Consider the following 16,813-nt stretch of genomic DNA (forward strand, 5'->3'; position numbering starts at 1 on the left):
ATCGGCGAAACAGCATTGAGCCCATCATTGGCCATATAAAACAAGATGGGCAGCTGGGTCGTTGCTACCTGAAAGGCCAAACAGGTGATGCAATCAATGTCATTCTATGTGGTGCCGGGCAGAACATCCGCGAGCTACTCAGGTGGCTTTGTTTTGCCTGGTATTTGCTAAATAGTCGAAAACTACATTGGCTTTTCTTAGCACAAGTAAAGCCACAATCAGTTGTTGATGACAGTCACTCAGCGAGTCTGGCTGCCTAAAGTGTATTAATCAGGATCGACTAATTATTATTGACTTGTTTCGAACAAGTATATTGACAAAAAATAGTGTTCTAATTACACTTGTTCCAAGCAAGTAAATTTACTCAGCAATAGGCTAAGATAGTTTTGATTGAAAAGAGACAGAGTATTGGGAATGATGCAAGCTCTCGCATGACGCATGCGGAGCGTACAGATTTGTCTGATACTTTGATGTTCGAAGCTGCTGTGTCGCTGATTGTTGAGAAAGGTACTGAAAAAACCACTCTCAAAGACGTGGGAGAGACTGCGGGATATAGTCGCGGCTTGGCAGGCTACCGTTTCGGATCGAAAGGTGGCTTGTTCAATTACGTGATAAAGCGGATCGGTGACGAATGGTCACAAGAATTACGCAGCGTTACAGAGGGCAAGACAGGCTATGAAGCCATTGCGGCCTCGATTGATGCGCACTACCAGTTTTGTGTAGATGCGCCAATCACCCGCAGAGCCTTTTATCTTCTCTGGTTCGACGCAGTCAGCACTACCTCAGATGTCAGAGAGAGTATGATCAGAATCCACCAGCGGCGTCATCAGGATGTTGTGAAGTGGGTGCAAGACGGAATAGACGATGGCAGTGTCAAAGATACTGTCGATGCCGAGGCAGTTGCCCAGCTTTTTCTCGCGACAGTGATTGGTATTTTGTACCAGTGGATGCTGCAGCCGGAAGCGATCGATGCAGTTAGGCAGCTACATGAAAATCTGAAACAAACCATGCAAGTGTTGTTAGTGGCTCAGCCCTGATAACGCCGTTGAGGAGTATAGAGCGCGTGAAAATTTTGGTTCCTGTAAAGCGAGTGGTTGATGCTTATGTCAACGTTCGCGTAAAAAGTGATAATAGCGGTGTCGAGACGGACAACGTCAAAAAGTCACTCAATCCTTTCTGTGAGATCGCGGTAGAAGAAGCGATTCGAATTAAAGAAAAAGGTCTGGCTGACGAAGTGGTCGTGGTCACTATCGGTGATAAAGACTGTGAAGCGACTTTGCGCAGTGCATTGGCTATTGGTGCGGATCGTGCAATTCACATTGTTTCTGATGACGAGCTTCGTCCTTTAGCCATCGCTAAAGTATTGGCTAAAGTAGTTGAGAAAGAAGCGCCTAAGCTTGTAATCACAGGCAAGCAATCGATCGATGCTGATAACAACCAAACAGGTCAGATGCTGTCGGCATTACTTGGTTGGCCTCAGGGTACATTTGCCTCTAAGGTTGAATTAGACGGCGATGCGGCTGCGCTGACGCGTGAGATTGATGGCGGTCTTGAGACTCTGTCTTTATCACTGCCTGCAGTTGTGACTAGTGACTTGCGTTTGAACGAGCCTCGTTATCCTAAACTGCCTAACATCATGAAAGCTAAGAAGAAGCCACTAGAGGCGATTGATCTTGCTGAGATGGGTGTTGAGACATCATCAGGTCTGTCTGTATTGCGTGTAGAAGCGCCAGCAGAGCGTGAAGCAGGTATTAAAGTTGCTGATGTTCAAGAGCTGATTGAGAAACTGAAAAACGAAGCACGGGTGATCTAGAAATGAGTGTATTAGTAATTGCAGAGCACAATAATGAAGCGCTCAACGATAGTGTATTAAACGCAGTCACTGCAGCGGCACAGCTGGGTGATGTGACAATTCTTGTTGCCGGCAGTGGTAGTCAGGTCGTGGCAGATGCAGCAGCGCAGGTTGCTGGAGTCTCTAAGGTGTTACATGCAGATGCTGCACATTATGAGAATGGCATCGCTGAAGAGTTAACCCCACTGGTGGTTGCGACTGCAGCGGATTACGACTACGTGGTCACCGCAGCGACGACTTATGGTAAAAACTTATTACCTCGTGTAGCGGCTTTACTGGATGTATCGCAGATCTCTGATGTAACAGCGATTGAGTCAGCGGATACTTTCGTTCACCCGATTTACGCCGGTAATGCATTAGAAGTGGTTCAGAGTAGCGATGCGAAAAAACTACTGACGATTCGTACAACTGCATTTGAAGCAGCAGACACGTTAGGTGGTTCTGCGACTGTTGAAGCTCTGGCGGCGACTGATGCGTCTGGCGCAGTCAGTTTAGTCGGTCGTGATCTGACAACGTCTGATCGTCCTGAACTGGCTTCAGCAGATGTGATTGTTTCTGGTGGCCGTGGTGTAGGAAGCTCTGAGAACTTCGCTATTATCGAAGCGCTGGCTGATAAGTTAGGCGCAGCGGTTGGTGCTTCTCGTGCAGCGGTTGATGCAGGCTTCGTACCGAATGATTATCAGGTTGGTCAAACGGGTAAAGTAGTCGCACCTGGCCTATACATTGCGGTTGGTATCTCAGGCGCAATCCAGCATTTGGCTGGTATGAAAGACTCTAAAGTGATCGTCGCGATCAACAAAGATGAAGATGCTCCAATCTTCCAGGTAGCAGACTACGGTCTGGTTGCTGATTTGTTCGATGCAGTCCCTGCGATGACAGAAGCGCTTTAATCCCGCGCAAAAACTGCCGGATGTCACACGCATCCGGCAGTATTCATTTATAATCAATAAAAATACAGAGACCTGGTTTCTGTTTACGTCTTATTCGTTGTTCCCGGAGAATCATCTTATGTCCACTTATGCAGCCCCAATTAAAGAGCTTCAATTTGTTTTGGAGGAGTTGGCGGATATCAATGCAATCGCAAAATTCCCCGGCTTTGAAGAAGCCACCCCTGAGTTAGTCGAGGCTGTGCTGGAAGAAGCAGGCAAATTAGCGACGAATGTATTGGACCCGATTAATTACAGTGGTGACCAACAAGGCGCTAAGTTGGTCGATGGCAAAGTGCAGGCAGCCGATGGCTTTAAAGAGGCGTACCAACAATTCACTGAAAGCGGTTGGACATCGGTGAATTTCCCAGAAGAAGTGGGTGGTCAGGGACTTCCATTTTTGGTGCAGAGTGCGGCAACTGAGATGTGGAATGCGTCTAATGCTTCATTCGCTTTGTGTCCATTGCTGACTGCAGGTGCAGTTGAGGCCTTGTTGGCGCATGGTTCAGATGAGTTAAATGCGATCTATCTTGAGCACATGGTCAGTGGAAACTGGACGGGTACCATGAATCTGACGGAGCCACAGGCTGGTTCTGATCTGGCCGCTGTCAGAACTCAGGCCAAGCCCGAAGGTGATCATTATCGTATCAAAGGTCAGAAGATCTACATCACATGGGGTGACCATGAGATGTCGGAGAACGTGATCCACCTTGTATTAGCACGTCTTCCAGATGCACCAGAGGGTGTTAAGGGTATTTCCTTGTTCTTGGTTCCAAAGTACATGGTGAATGAGGATGGAAGTTTGGGTGAGCGTAACGATGCGTATGCGATTTCTTTGGAACATAAAATGGGTATCCATGCCAGCCCGACTTGTGTGATGAGTTTTGGTGATAATGACGGCGCGATCGGCTACCTGGTTGGCGAGCCGAATAATGGTTTGGCCTGCATGTTTACCATGATGAACCATGCACGTTTGGAAGTGGGTATGCAGGGTGTTGGTATTTCCGATCGTGCTTACCAGCGTGCGGTCAGCTATGCGCGTGAGCGTAAGCAGGGAACGGCGTTCGGGCACGAAGGTAAAGTGGCCATCATTCATCATCCTGACGTGCGTCGTATGTTGATGCATATGCGTGCGATGACGGAAGCTGCGCGTGCGATTTCCTTTATGTGTTCAGCAGCACATGATATTGCGCATCATTCGGAAGATGCGGATCAACGTAACTTTTATAGTCGTCGCTTAGGTTTATTGACGCCTGTTTCAAAAGCGTGGTGTACTGAAGTAGGCATGGAGGTGACGTCTCTCGGTGTACAAGTGCACGGTGGCATGGGCTTTATGCAAGAAACCGGTGCTGAGCAGTATATGCGTGATGCGCGTATTTTCCCGATTTATGAAGGAACCAACGGCATTCAGGCTAATGATCTGGTGGGTCGTAAATTACTGCGTGACCGTGGCGAAACAGCAGGCGAGTTTATTGCTGAGCTACGTGAATTTGAAATCACATTGGAGTCTCACTTTGAAGAGGGTAGTGGCTGGCGACGTGGTTTTTCTGAAGCATTAAATGCGTTTGAAGATGCGACTCATTACCTGATGTTTAGTGGTAATGAGGATCCAAATGCGGCATCTTCCGCAGCGTTTAATTACATGATGTGTATGGGTGTACTAACCGGTGGTTGGTTGATGCTTAAGTCGGCGATTGCTGCGCGGGCTAAAATTGATGAGGGTGACTCCGATACTTTCTACAGCAGCAAAGTTAGCACTGCACAGTTCTACATCGAGCAAATATTGCCGCGTGCATTGGCCCATAAAACAGCGGTAATGAGTGGTGCTGATAGCATTATGGCAATGGATGCTGATGCATTCTAAACCCCTTATTCAGTGACTCATGATAGCGATGCTAGCCGTTCGCCAGTTAATGGGCTGAGGCGGCTTAAAGACCAGATGCAGCGTGAAGTATCGCTGCATCTTCCTGCATTACGGATCGTGTCTCTGGTTCCCTCACAAACAGAGTTGTTGTTTGCGATTGGTGCAGGGCAGTCGGTGGTTGGGGTCACGAAATTTTGTACAGAGCCACCGGAAGCAGCCGCCAAAGTGGCCAAGATCGGTGGGACAAAGAAGTTTGATTTTGGGGTGATCGCTGCCTTAAAACCTGACTTGATTATCGGTAATAAAGAAGAGAATTATCCCGCAGGTATCGATCAGTTGGCACAGGACTATCCTGTCTGGATGAGCGACATTGTCACACTGGATGACTCTTTAGCCATGATTCGGCAAATTGGGCTGTTGTCTGGCAGGAGTATTGCCGCCAACGACATGGCATCGAAGATTGAAACGCAATTTGATGATCTGAGAAAAACGGTCTCTACTGACCCCGGTCAGGCAAGCACACCACTGCTGAACACTCCCGCAAAGCAATTTATCCCTCTGGTCAACGTTGCTTACTTCATATGGCAAAAACCTTATATGGTCGCGGCAGGTGGTACTTTTATTGATGAAGTGCTCAAGCTTGGCGGCATGGTTAATGTGTTTTCAGGGCTCAAGCGATATCCGGAAATTGAACTGGAATCGGTGAGGGATAGCGATGCTGAGGTCGTGTTGCTGTCCAGTGAACCCTATCCTTTCAGAGAAAAGCATCTGGCAGCATTTCAGCAAGCCTTGCCGGATCAAAAAATTATACTAGTCGATGCGATGCCATTTTCATGGTATGGCAGTCAATTGTTGCGAACCGCAGCTTATTTGCGCCAACTGCGCATGCAATTTTAGAGGTTTACCCGTGGGAAATCGTATTTCAAAAGTCTATACCCGTACCGGTGATAATGGCACGACTGGCATTTCTGGTGATATCCGTTTGAACAAAAATGATCCGTTGATTCAGGCGATTGGGGAAGTGGATGAACTCAACTCAGATATCGGCGTGATTGTGGCGTTTAGTGATGATGACGATATTAATCAGCAATTGCAGGGTATTCAGCACGATTTATTCAATTTAGGAGGCATGCTGTCTTATCCTGAGTTTGATGGCTTTACTGCAGCCAGAGTGGATGCGCTTGAAGAATTGATCGACCGCTATAATGAAGAGCTCTCACCGCTTAAAGAATTTATATTACCGGGTGGGACGCAGGCCGCGGCTCTGGCTCAGAAAACACGTGCGGTATGCCGACGCGTGGAGCGTTGTCTGGTCACGCTAAACCAGTATTATCAGGAAACGGATACTAGTTTTGATTCGGTCAGTGAGGCGCAGTTGACAGGGGCTAGTAAGTACGTGAATCGCTTGTCAGACCTATTGTTTACTATCGGACGATTACTTAACAAGCGGGCTGGTAGCGATGAGATTATGTGGTCGAGTCACCGGACTACTATTTAAAAAGAGCAAGCAGTGCAGCAAATTAGCACTGCTTGCCCTCCAGTAGTCCTACCGAGGGGCGCTGTTTATTATTTGACTCTAAGCGCCTCAACGCGCTTACGATTCACACCAAGGTCTGATTTACCAGAACGAGACCCTGAACGAACGTGGATGATGTTCGCTTCATTGTCACGTCGTAACTCGACATCGTCAGTGAATTTGAATAGGCTAGACTGGAAGGTGGCCCAGACATAGTCATCTTCTTGTGTTTGAATGTTTCCGCCTTGCTCAACGATCCGCTTTATCGTTGAATCCCACAAGTCACCCAGTTGAAGATCAGCAGTTGCCTTAAATGGCTCAATAAACTTCTCCCCCGTTGTTTCACTGCTCACACAATTAGGTGTAGATGGACAGGGGCGGAGTTTACCGTCGATTAAACTGGTATCCGGTGCGGTTTCGTTCATCGACAAATAGGCAAAATATGCGCAAACTACCAGTACTAAAATGACGATAATGGACAATAAAATTTTCATTAAATAAACAGCCTGAAAAGCTAAAAAGATAAACTGATAATATAGTCTAATTGTCTGTTTTCAAATAATTTCCAACCGATGGGACGCCATAATGCGTGATGCAGTAGCCGCGATATTTACACATGATGATGAAGTTTTTAGCATAAGGCGACAGATCTACTTGCGGGCATTTCCGGGGTACACTGCTTTTCCGGGTGGCAAGGTGGATGCCGGTGATGAAAGCTACGCAATTGAGCATCCATTATTTGAAGGATTTCCCGCGGTTGAGATAGGGGCATTAGTTCGTGAGTTAGAGGAAGAGCTTGCGTTTGACTTGGTTGAGGCGGTGCGTCTTCAACAGGTGCGCCGCATCAGTAAGTTTGGTACAGCGCTGACTCCCCCTTTTCAAAAAGTACGTTTCAATGCCCACTTTTATAAGATTGAATTAAGCAAAAAGCCTTCCTTTATTCCAGACAGTGGCGAGATTCACTCCTGTGAGTGGAAGCCAGCGGTTGCACTTTGGCAGGACTACTTATTAGGTGAGTCCCTGATGGTGCGGCCTAATATGCATGCCATCAAGGCATTAGCTTTGGACATTAGCGTTACCTCAACAGAGCCTTTTAGTGAAGTATTTCCTGACGATGAGCTGCCCTGCATAGAGTTTTTGAATGGCTTAGGCTTTTTACCAGTGCCTTCGAATACCTTACCACCAGCCACTAGCACTAACGCTTTGTTACTGGGTGATGATGGCAGTCTGCGTATACTCACCGACCCGTCACCTGCATCGGATGAAGCACTGCAATGCCTGAAAAATACCCTAAGTAATCAACTACCCGATGCTATTTTATTAACACATCACCACCCGGATCATCATGAGCGCGCTACGGATCTGGCGCTTGATTTGGACGTACCGATTATTTGTACCCGTAACACGGAGTTGCGCATTCTTGAGCGTTTTGGATCATCCTATTTTGATGGGATAGAGGTTCAGTATATCAAGCAGGATGATGTGATTACGCAGTGGTTAGGGCATCCGGTGATTTGCCATGAACTACCAGGGCATGACGACGGCATGGTAGGTTTGGCACCGGAGAGTCTGGCTTGGTTTTACGTGGCGGACTTGGTCGAGCCGGGTACAACCGTGGTCATTCCGGAGCCGGAAGGTGATATGTCGGAATACTTTAAAACACTCAAGCGTGTGATTCGATTAAACCCCGACGTGGTGATTCCGTCGCATGGCTTGCCGATGGGCGGCATTCACTTGTTAGAAAAAACGCTCAAACACCGGGAAGTTCGTGAGCAGCAGATTTTAGACTTCTATAATGCGGGATTACGTGAAGATGCATTGGTGAATGCGATGTACCCTGAGCTTGATCAGAAGCTGGTACCGCTGGCGCATCAGAATGTACGCCAGCATTTGAAGAAGTTGGGTTTGGCAGAGGTTTGATTGACTCGTTTGCCTATAATCAATTCAGCCGATGATTTGAACCGCTTATTGAGTCAGTCAGCAATCTCCGGATTTATGATTGGCTTAAATACGGTTGCTCACCCTCACTAAACCAAAATTCTTCACAATTATTGCCTTTGCCTGCCCGGTCCACACAAATAAACCGCATCGGTGCAAACGGTGTCAATAAGACATGGTGCCAGGTTCCGCGATGATAATTGATACCCTGACGGCCATTGGTAATAAACGCCTTCATCTGGTTTAAATCAACTTTGTCAGTTGGCGGAGCAACCACGACCAAAAACGGTGTGTCATCCATCGGAATAAACGCCTGACTCCCCAGTGGGTGTCGCTCAACAAAGGTAACTGTTTTGGGCATTTCAAAGAGTTTCGCTTCGACTAAACTGATAATACCACGACCTTCCTCGCCGATTACATCGACATCTGCCAATGCATGAAAACGTTGCGCCATGCCTGCATTCATCGGCATTGAGTCGCGGTCTTCGGTCTCAATAACGTCGCCGTATGGGGCAAAAGCTGTTTGCGTTAGCGGTTCTATGGTTAAAGTAATTGGCTGGCTCATAAATGATCTCGAAAGCAGATATCGTTCAAAATAGGAAATTATACCAACACAGTTTTGGCAGAATTCGCAAGCTTGCCCATCAAACGCAAGCGGCTGACACCACCATCCGGAATGATATTCAAACGCACATGAGTGACTTCACCTAGCGCCGCAATTTGCTCAGCAAAAGTATGAATATGGTCCATTTGCAGTGACTGTTCCGGCAGTAATACCGGCCAAAACATGCTTTGTGTAATCAGTGATTCGTCCGTGCCACCGATGACGTTTGCCGCTTGAATCGAGCAGCGATCGGGATAATTACCTTTGAAGTGAGCGGTATCAACAGTGATTTCCTCAATGATACCGGCATGTCCTAGTTGCAGGATACACCAGTCATTGCCCGGTTCGCGCCGACGGCGAGTTTCCCAGCCATCACCCATATTCACACCGCGACCTTGTCCCAGCAGGTTGCGTGGATGTCCGAAGTGCGCATCGTTCCAGGCGATAGCGCGTCCACCGTTTTCCATTGCCAGTAGGTCATATTGAGCCAGAGGATCACGTTGCGACCAATCACAATGTACCTGTCCATACACTCGCAGGCGCGCGATGCCACCATCAGGATAAATATTCAATCTGAGATGAGTAAACACCTGATTACTCTGAATGTCGTGCAGGTGATGGCTATTGCCTTGTAGATTCACCGCGCTAAGAATCTCTTGCCACTGCGCTGAGTCATCCGGATCGCCGGATGCGCAATAGCAGGCTTCTAATGACGCCGCAGGGGGGTAGTTTCCCGTAAAATGTGTGGTATCAAGATTCACGCCGTGAATGAGACCAGCCTGAGCCAGTCGAACGATACAGTAGTCGTAACCGGATACACGCTTACGTCTGGACTCCCAGCCATCCATCCATTTTCCGTTCGTGTCGTATTTACCATCGATGAAAACGGGGTCAGCATCGTCCAGCATTCTGGCTTTATCAGCAAAAAAATCATCACTGGCAAATATGGCTTCAGCACCGGCTTTAGCAGAGGCCAGGTTTGGCCAGACTTCAGAAAAATTCTGCATAAATAGTATTCCTTAAACTCGATGGCATATGTTGTTGGAAAATCAGTTTAGCAGGTTTTTTAGCGACGGGAGTGATAAGGAATCACTAATTAAGGAGTCTTTACCGGCAACCCCCTTGTGGTCTATCAATTCTGGCTGCTTCTAGCGAATTAAATACCATGGAGATTGCCCACCTCGCTTGGCTGCTTTGTTATCCGCATGTTTTCTGAATTGATCGAGTAGTACATATTGCCAGCGATCAATCAGGCGGCTTGGAATGCCGGGCAGTGGAATAAATGGGTTGGTGCGACTGTCGCCATAAATAGACAGACGAGTACTTTTTCCGGATTCTGTTCGCTTGTGAATGCCAAAAGTATTGGCAATGACCAAGGTGTTAGGGGGTACAGTCATCGCAACAGGATCTGCTAAACCCAGCGCAGCGATTTCCTCATCGTTATAGCGCATTGAACCGCGGCGTGCATAACGGATCGCCTGATCTTTACCTTCAACACTTTTGCGGTATTCTGCCTTAAGGCGTGCCTTGCTTAGTCGGTTAGACCCCGGAATATAGGTAAACGGGCCATTTTCTGCAGTGACTTCATCAATAAAAAACCAGCACTTCATAGTGGGATGAAAGGTATCGGTATGAAAGCTTTTTTGAGGGTCTTCCTCGCCTTCAGCGTAGTGGTTTTTAACGTTTTCAATGTAGTAAAACGGTGCACGGCAATGCCCGGCCGTGTATTGCGCCAGATGACGCAATGCTTTTGAGTTTATTAGCTTGGCAATAGCCGGTACGAGTTTCTGTGCCTCCTGCGACATCACCGCGCGTTGCGTCAATGTATTGCCTTGGCGGCCTTCGCGGGTTTCGCCGTTATAGTGGCGTGCTTCTTGTTCTAGTTGTTTAAAGTCATCATCGCTTAAGAAATTCGTTTTTAACAGGTAGCCGTTTTTCCGGTAAAGCTGGCGGTCTTCTTTCGACAGAGAAAACCCGAGTAGCCACATACGAAACCCCATGATTCCATGTGCAAGAATGACGCGGCCAACATGCAGACCCATGCGATTTAATAGGCGGTTGCCAATGATCGGATGGTCATCAAATGACTTCGCAGTGCTGAATAATTGCACGATCCAGACGGGTGTCATGAGTGTGTTTTTAACAAGTGTTGGGATGGCCATAATGTCATTACGATAACGGTGTAATGCTAATAATAGCATCCGTGGCCTTGTGTTACATGGTCTCTGTCAGTGTTCACGGACGTTGCGAGGTGAGTAAGATGTATATTCGTTTTTCGCCCCTGGGCTGGTGACGATCACAACGGCAATCCCAGCGATAATTAAACCGAGGTAGTCGATGTTTGAGAGTTGTTCACCGAAAACAACATAGGCGATTAACATGGTCACTGGTGGTGATAGGTACATGAGACTGGATACTTTGGTTGCTGACATTCTCCGTAATAAAACAAAAAATAAACCGTATGCCGACAGTGTCACCACCCAGCTTAACCATGCAATAGACAGAAATACCTCTGGTCGCCACTGTGCCTGGAAGCCTTCAAAAAAACCGGCCAGTGGAATAAGTACCACAGCGGCAGCTGAGCAGTGGATCAATAGTTTTAATAACATCGGAATGGGAGGGCGCTGTTCCTTCTGGTGTTGAACCTCCACGCGACGGTCGATCATGGTTGCCATGGTAATGCCCATAGTAGATACCAGCAGTAAGCTGTATGCAAAAGGTGAGCCGCCCAGTGATAAGCGATCACCTATGACCAAAACGACGGCTATTAAACCAATGGCAAGCCCCAGCCATTGTCTCAGGGTGACTTTTTCATGCGTCATTGGAGATGAAATTACAGCAGCGAGTAACGGTTGCAGGGTTAATGTGAACGCAGTCATTCCCGCTGAAACGCCCATATCAACCGCACTGAGGCTTGCCGATAAATAAACCGCATGTGATAAAATACCGACCAATATATGGGATAGTAAATCGCTTTTATGAATCCGACGCCACGACCGGAACAGGCTGACCAATACAACTAAGGTGGCAACAACAAATAAGTATCGCCACATGAGTAATGTGAATGTACCCATGTAGTCGAGTGTATACTTGGAACCAATCCATCCGGAGCTCCACAGAATGACAAATAGCAGAGCAAGGAATATTGTTTCAATATTGGTCAGTCCCAAATTTATTGATATATGTCTTATATTGTCCATTTAACTAAAATAGGACAAATAATTGTTTTTGCATGACTATTTCCGAAATTGAGGTATTTATAGTCTTTCAGTGGTCTTTAAATAACCACAAGTAATTTTTTATTAATATTTATTTGGGTTTTGTAATCTAGTTGTAAAAAGATGATCAACTAATAATTGATGTAATATTCTGAGTAATAGTATTTGGAGATAAAAATGAAAAAATCAGTCGCAATGGTTGCACACGATCGAATGAAAACTGAGTTGTGTGAATGGGTAGAAAAAAACCAAGAGCAATTTAAGGGCCGTAAGATAGTTGCTACCGGAACCACCGGAAAGTTGTTACTCAGTTATGTGCCTGAGCTTGATATCACCGCGGTCAAAAGTGGTCCGCTAGGTGGTGACCAGCAGCTTGGCGCAATGATCGCTGAAGGTCAGCTGGATGCTTTATTTTTCTTTCAGGATCCCATGACACCGCAGCCTCACGACTCTGACATCAAGGCTTTGGTCCGCTTGGCAACGGTTTATGATATCCCTATAGCCTGCAATCCAAGTACAGCTAACTATATGATCAGCAGCCCTTATTTTGATCATCCGGAAAAAGCACCAGGCGGTGAGGATGTCTCTGAGCAGTTCGAAGATTACTTACACCGTGAGATTAGCTGATCACTCATTAAGATCAGTTGAGCCTTCGAACTAAGTCATTATAAGCAGGTCAGTGTCACCATGAAACGATATAAAATTATCCATCGTACATTCTACAATTACACTGACGTTGTGACTTTGGGGGCGCATCATCTGTTGGTACGACCACGCGAAGACCATGAGCTCAGAATTGAATCCTTTTCGTTGAAAATATCGCCCGATGCCCGTTTGTTCTGGCACCGGGGCGTTGAAGGTAACTCGGTGGCTACCGCCAACTTTACTCAGCCAACGCAGCAATTATCGATCGAAAGTGAAGTGATTGTGCAGCAGTACAATGAGTCCCCACTAGATTTTATTGTGGCGGATTACGCGATTGACTACCCATTTTCATACACTGAGGATGACCAGATCCTACTGTCGCCGTATCGCATTTTGCCTGATCATAAAACCAGAGAGGTGTTAAATAACTGGATTTTTCATAGTTGGAAGTCTGGAGAATCAGTACAGAGCTATACATTACTGCAGCGCTTGACCGTTTATATTTATAAAAATATGGTTTACAAAATGCGTGAAGAGCCGGGCGTACAGTCGCCAATGGAAACGCTGGCGCTAGGTTCCGGATCCTGCCGCGATTTTGCACTATTGCTAATGGAAGCGGCTAAATGTTTAGGGCTGGCGGCACGTTTCGTGAGTGGATACCTTCATGCGCCGCTAATGGCTGATCAGGATGGATCGACACATGCATGGGCGGAGGTTTACCTTCCGGGTGGTGGCTGGAAAGGCTTTGATCCAACGATTGGGGATATCGTCGGATCGGATCATATTCCGGTTGCGGTATCACGCTCGGCTGAGGCAGTACCGCCTATTGCCGGTACATACGCTGGTAGTGCGGAGTCGAGTATGGATGTTGGCGTGTGGGTTAGTGAGTGCTAATCCGCAACTGCCATTGTTTAGTTACCTGCCGGTTGCTGTGTCAGGTGCATACAATAATTTTTAGAAACACCCGCTTAGTCTTCCGGTAATGCTTCGAACTCCTGACGTTTCGACTCAAACCACGCTTCCATCGCCCCCGGTTTGCTCATAAGCGTTTGCATATCCGACATGGCTTTTAAGTGCGCTTCATCCTGCGCCTGAAACATTTCCATACCGTGCTGTTTGCTTAGCTCGGCCATTTCCTCAAAGGTTTCTGCGCTAAAGGTTTTATCACATGCGCCCGCTAGTTGCTTGCAAGTCATTGTTTTCATGTTGATCTCCTCGTTTTGAAAGTGTAGTTATGGCGCTTATGATTAATGGCTGAGCTGCTAAATGCAAGTTTTTGACATTTGCACCACTCACTACCGATTACAGAGGTAACAATAATCCTGCTGCAATAAATCCAGCCACCAATAGCAAAATAGGAATCTTAAAGGTGCGTAAAACGAAGAAGCCCACAATGACTAAGGCCATATGCAATGGTTGCGTCACGGCGCTGGCAAATACTGGTTGATACAAAGCAGCCATCAGTAAACCAACGACTGAGGCATTGATTCCCCAAATTGCTCCTGCGACCTTCGGGTTTTCAGCAAGAGATTCCCAGGCATCCTGCAAACTGATGACTAATAAGAACCCCGGTAAAAACACCGCTAGTGTTGCCAGTAGGGCACCAATAAAAGGATTGGCAGGCATAAGGTCAGCACCTAAGAAGGTAGCCAGTGTAAACATAGGGCCAGGCACTGCCTGAGCGGCGGCGTAACCCGTCAGAAAGCGGTCAGGTGATACTGTATCACCCAGCGACTGCTGTAATAGTGGCAGCACCACATGACCACCACCAAACACCAAGCTACCGGACTGATAGAAGTCCGAGACTAGCGTTAATAATGGAGACCAGATTGCGGCAATAGGCAGGGTGATAAACAACAGCGTAAATACCCCAATCACGCCCCATTTGATGGTGGCTGTTTGGGGTGAGATTGTATTGGCAGGTGTATGTAATACCAAGCCGGCTACAGCAGCAACGACGAGGACTGCCATCTGCGTCCATAAGCTAGGGAAAATCAATAAGGTAGCGGCAGTCATTACTGCAATGCTAATCGTTATGGTTGTTTTGCAGAAGCTCCTGAACATGCTCAGTGTTGCATCAGCGACCACGACAACCGCCAAGAGTTTGAGGCCGTGCACCATGCCGGCGAACCATTGATTATCTGTTTGACTAACCGCACTGCTGGCTAATAAGTACATGAGGATAAATGAGGGAAGCGTGAATCCTAAAAATGCAGCCACGCCACCAGCCACCCCACCACGACGTAACCCAATGGCAAATCCGACCTGACTGGACCCCGGGCCGGGTAGAAACTGACTCAGCGAAATTAAGCGCGCATAAGACTCGTCATCGATCCATTTAAGTTTTTGCACAAATGCTTTTTGAAAATATCCCATATGCGCTGCTGGTCCGCCAAAGCTGACACAGCCTAATGCCAGGAATCGCCAAAATATCTCCAAGAGTGTCTGCATGTTTCAGAGTCCTGCATGTTGGTAAAAGTTCTGCCAATATCATACAGATGACTGATTTATAACAACACCTTGACGTCATGATGAACGGATCGATTTTCGTCGGTTTATATTCCCTTGTGGCGCATAAGTATCTATAATATATACAAACATTTATCGGCGGGACGTCGGTAATATTGCCATCAATATTATATTAATAATGGAGTTACAGAATTAATGGCCATCTTCGGTAAGCTATTTACAGTCATCGCTTTGTGCGCACTAGTCGCACTTATTAACCCGACTGGGTTAAGCTATTTTCACTATGCGGTCAATTTCCCTTGGGCAGTTGATACACAGAGCGGCGTAATGGCATTAATCGGTTGTGTATTGGCTTGTATTGTTTTGTTTTTCTTCTGGTCTGCATGGCGTGCCACAGAGTTTATGGGCAAGTTGATTTTCCTGTTATTGGCAGGCTTTGGTACTTTCCTTGCCTTTACCATGGGCGCGTTCCTGAATGACTACACCACGTCCTGGTACATCATTGCTTTGTTATATGCCTTCTTCTTGTGGGGAATGTTTTACCCACGTCTTAAGTACTCAATGTTCAGAACCCGTAGTGTTGATGATGTGGAGTCAGAGTAAAGAAGTCTCTACATTCCCACCCGATAAAACAATCTCACTATCAAGAGGTAAGCCGATTTCAGAATAAGCAACAATCGATGCATAAGGAGGCAGTGTGCTGAGTAATAAAGTCAAATTAATCATTACTTTGCTGCTGTGTATCGGTGTTGTTTTATCGGTTATTTTCGATGAGTTTCTTTGGAACATTATTTTACTGGTGATGCTCCTTGCTAAAAAGTCGTTATTTAAAATATTGGTCGTGCTTAAACAGTTCTTTTTTCAGGAAGGTATTGTTTCTATTGCCACCATTGCATGGAAAAAGGTGTTCCTTAGTACCTCGTTGGCACTCAGTAAACGCGCCATCATCAATGCAGTTACTGGCTTCTTTCAAGAACGCATCGTTAAGCCACTGATTCACCCCTTAACGCGTTATCTCAAAGTGCGTTGGAGAATATTTAAGGCCTCAACTTGGTGGCAGAAGCTTTACACCGTTATTTTTGGCTCAGTGCCCGCTTCTCTGTTGTTATGGATGGTTGGTTTTTGGAATGCAATCACCCTGTTGCTCAAGAGCTTCTCTCTGGCTAAGTTATTAACCATGATGCTGAAGCTCTTGCTGTCTTTTTTCGTATTCTTTCAGAATATTTGGCGAAGCTGGATACAGCCATATATTGATTACATCATCATCACCATCTTTGTCACCTACATGGAAAAGCTTCCCATTATTGGTGCAGGAATTCGCCGGCTACGTATCACCATTAAATGGAAATGGCGGCATTACAAACGGCATAAAGATCGTATCATCGACCAGCATGTAGATCAGAATGTGAATCTGTTTAGTGAACGGATTCATCAGCATGTGAATAAGAAAAAAGAGATGATGGGAGAGGTAGCCGCTTCGGCGAAAACATCCGATGAGTCAGATCGGTCTGATCTGGAAGACGCACCGGACTTAGCGGAACTGGAAGAGACGTTGCCAGAGAGTGAGCTAGAAAAAATGGAAGATGATGCTGAGAAAGTCGGGCGGGTGATTTACAAAATTGACGGCCTTGTTAAGCCTAAGTCAGATAGTACCAAGTCGTAATGCCGCTCACGCATCTAATGACATGTTTCGTTAATAAGTTGTGAAGTACCGGACTACCTCAATGTAAGGAGTCCGGTGTTACAGCTGATGATATCGGCAGGGCAATCGCTTGAAAGAT

18 protein-coding genes and 1 pseudogene are annotated in these 16,813 nt (G+C 46.7%); 12 read left to right on the plus strand and 7 right to left on the minus strand.

Annotated elements, in window-relative coordinates; all coding sequences use genetic code 11:
• From DKW60_RS24415 to DKW60_RS20775, 7 genes and pseudogenes are all read left to right on the plus strand, one after another.
• Positions 1-260 (plus strand): annotated as a pseudogene (locus tag DKW60_RS24415) (IS5/IS1182 family transposase); the annotation flags it as partial.
• Between the two features lie 126 nt (positions 261-386).
• A complete protein-coding gene (locus DKW60_RS20750) occupies positions 387-1,037 on the plus strand; it encodes a TetR/AcrR family transcriptional regulator (RefSeq protein WP_146203542.1) in 651 nt (216 codons plus the stop codon).
• Positions 1,038-1,063: 26 nt separating this feature from the next.
• A complete protein-coding gene (locus DKW60_RS20755; RefSeq protein ID WP_109839580.1) occupies positions 1,064-1,813 on the plus strand; it encodes an electron transfer flavoprotein subunit beta/FixA family protein in 750 nt (249 codons plus the stop codon).
• A 2-nt stretch (positions 1,814-1,815) separates the two neighbouring features.
• Positions 1,816-2,742 (plus strand): electron transfer flavoprotein subunit alpha/FixB family protein, encoded by a 927-nt coding sequence (locus DKW60_RS20760; RefSeq protein WP_109839581.1) that lies wholly within the window; start codon positions 1,816-1,818, stop codon positions 2,740-2,742.
• A 118-nt stretch (positions 2,743-2,860) separates the two neighbouring features.
• A complete protein-coding gene (locus DKW60_RS20765) occupies positions 2,861-4,642 on the plus strand; it encodes an acyl-CoA dehydrogenase C-terminal domain-containing protein (protein ID WP_109839582.1) in 1,782 nt (593 codons plus the stop codon).
• 75 nt (positions 4,643-4,717) lie between these two features.
• Positions 4,718-5,539, plus strand: a complete 822-nt coding sequence (locus tag DKW60_RS20770; protein ID WP_109839583.1) for a helical backbone metal receptor — start codon at positions 4,718-4,720, stop codon at positions 5,537-5,539.
• Positions 5,540-5,549: 10 nt separating this feature from the next.
• Positions 5,550-6,140: a cob(I)yrinic acid a,c-diamide adenosyltransferase gene (locus tag DKW60_RS20775; protein WP_109839584.1), complete on the plus strand. Its 591-nt coding sequence runs from the start codon at positions 5,550-5,552 to the stop codon at positions 6,138-6,140.
• A gap of 68 nt (positions 6,141-6,208) precedes the next feature.
• On the opposite strand, the gene DKW60_RS20780 is transcribed toward DKW60_RS20775, so the two are convergent.
• Entirely contained in the window at positions 6,209-6,652 is a 444-nt protein-coding gene (locus tag DKW60_RS20780; RefSeq protein WP_219988861.1) for a DUF1499 domain-containing protein, read from the minus strand.
• 91 nt (positions 6,653-6,743) lie between these two features.
• Here DKW60_RS20780 and DKW60_RS20785 point away from each other — a divergent pair, with 91 nt between their 5' ends.
• Positions 6,744-8,078: an MBL fold metallo-hydrolase gene (locus DKW60_RS20785; protein WP_109839585.1), complete on the plus strand. Its 1,335-nt coding sequence runs from the start codon at positions 6,744-6,746 to the stop codon at positions 8,076-8,078.
• A gap of 73 nt (positions 8,079-8,151) precedes the next feature.
• Here DKW60_RS20785 and DKW60_RS20790 read toward each other — a convergent pair whose 3' ends face one another.
• The 4 genes from DKW60_RS20790 to DKW60_RS20805 form a co-directional block, all read right to left on the minus strand.
• On the minus strand, positions 8,152-8,661 hold the full coding sequence (locus DKW60_RS20790) for an ureidoglycolate lyase (protein ID WP_109839586.1): 510 nt from the start codon (positions 8,659-8,661) through the stop codon (positions 8,152-8,154).
• A gap of 38 nt (positions 8,662-8,699) precedes the next feature.
• Entirely contained in the window at positions 8,700-9,707 is a 1,008-nt protein-coding gene (gene alc / locus DKW60_RS20795; protein ID WP_109839587.1) for an allantoicase, read from the minus strand.
• Positions 9,708-9,848: 141 nt separating this feature from the next.
• Positions 9,849-10,901: a phytanoyl-CoA dioxygenase family protein gene (locus tag DKW60_RS20800; protein WP_109839588.1), complete on the minus strand. Its 1,053-nt coding sequence runs from the start codon at positions 10,899-10,901 to the stop codon at positions 9,849-9,851.
• A gap of 27 nt (positions 10,902-10,928) precedes the next feature.
• The gene (locus tag DKW60_RS20805) at positions 10,929-11,900 is read right to left on the minus strand and encodes a DMT family transporter (protein WP_109839589.1); all 972 of its coding nucleotides are present in this window, start codon (positions 11,898-11,900) and stop codon (positions 10,929-10,931) included.
• A gap of 195 nt (positions 11,901-12,095) precedes the next feature.
• Between DKW60_RS20805 and DKW60_RS20810 the strand changes: the two genes are divergently transcribed.
• On the plus strand, positions 12,096-12,545 hold the full coding sequence (locus tag DKW60_RS20810) for a methylglyoxal synthase (RefSeq protein ID WP_109839590.1): 450 nt from the start codon (positions 12,096-12,098) through the stop codon (positions 12,543-12,545).
• 60 nt (positions 12,546-12,605) lie between these two features.
• Positions 12,606-13,457: a transglutaminase family protein gene (locus tag DKW60_RS20815; protein ID WP_109839591.1), complete on the plus strand. Its 852-nt coding sequence runs from the start codon at positions 12,606-12,608 to the stop codon at positions 13,455-13,457.
• A 74-nt stretch (positions 13,458-13,531) separates the two neighbouring features.
• Here the strand turns inward: DKW60_RS20815 and DKW60_RS20820 are convergent, their stop codons facing one another.
• Together DKW60_RS20820 and chrA are read right to left on the minus strand one after the other, a co-directional pair.
• The gene (locus DKW60_RS20820) at positions 13,532-13,768 is read right to left on the minus strand and encodes a DUF1059 domain-containing protein (RefSeq protein WP_109839592.1); all 237 of its coding nucleotides are present in this window, start codon (positions 13,766-13,768) and stop codon (positions 13,532-13,534) included.
• Between the two features lie 97 nt (positions 13,769-13,865).
• Positions 13,866-15,014 carry a chromate efflux transporter gene (gene chrA / locus DKW60_RS20825; RefSeq protein ID WP_109839593.1) on the minus strand — a complete coding sequence of 383 codons (1,149 nt, stop codon included), beginning with the start codon at positions 15,012-15,014 and terminating at the stop codon, positions 13,866-13,868.
• A gap of 213 nt (positions 15,015-15,227) precedes the next feature.
• Here chrA and DKW60_RS20830 point away from each other — a divergent pair, with 213 nt between their 5' ends.
• Together DKW60_RS20830 and DKW60_RS20835 are read left to right on the plus strand one after the other, a co-directional pair.
• Positions 15,228-15,635 (plus strand): DUF6524 family protein, encoded by a 408-nt coding sequence (locus DKW60_RS20830; protein WP_109839594.1) that lies wholly within the window; start codon positions 15,228-15,230, stop codon positions 15,633-15,635.
• Between the two features lie 94 nt (positions 15,636-15,729).
• A complete protein-coding gene (locus DKW60_RS20835) occupies positions 15,730-16,695 on the plus strand; it encodes a hypothetical protein (RefSeq protein ID WP_109839595.1) in 966 nt (321 codons plus the stop codon).
• Positions 16,696-16,813 lie beyond the last annotated feature (118 nt).

The sequence above is a fragment of the Leucothrix pacifica genome, from assembly GCF_003172875.1.
In the GTDB taxonomy this organism is placed as follows: Bacteria; Pseudomonadota; Gammaproteobacteria; order Thiotrichales; family Thiotrichaceae; genus Leucothrix; species Leucothrix pacifica.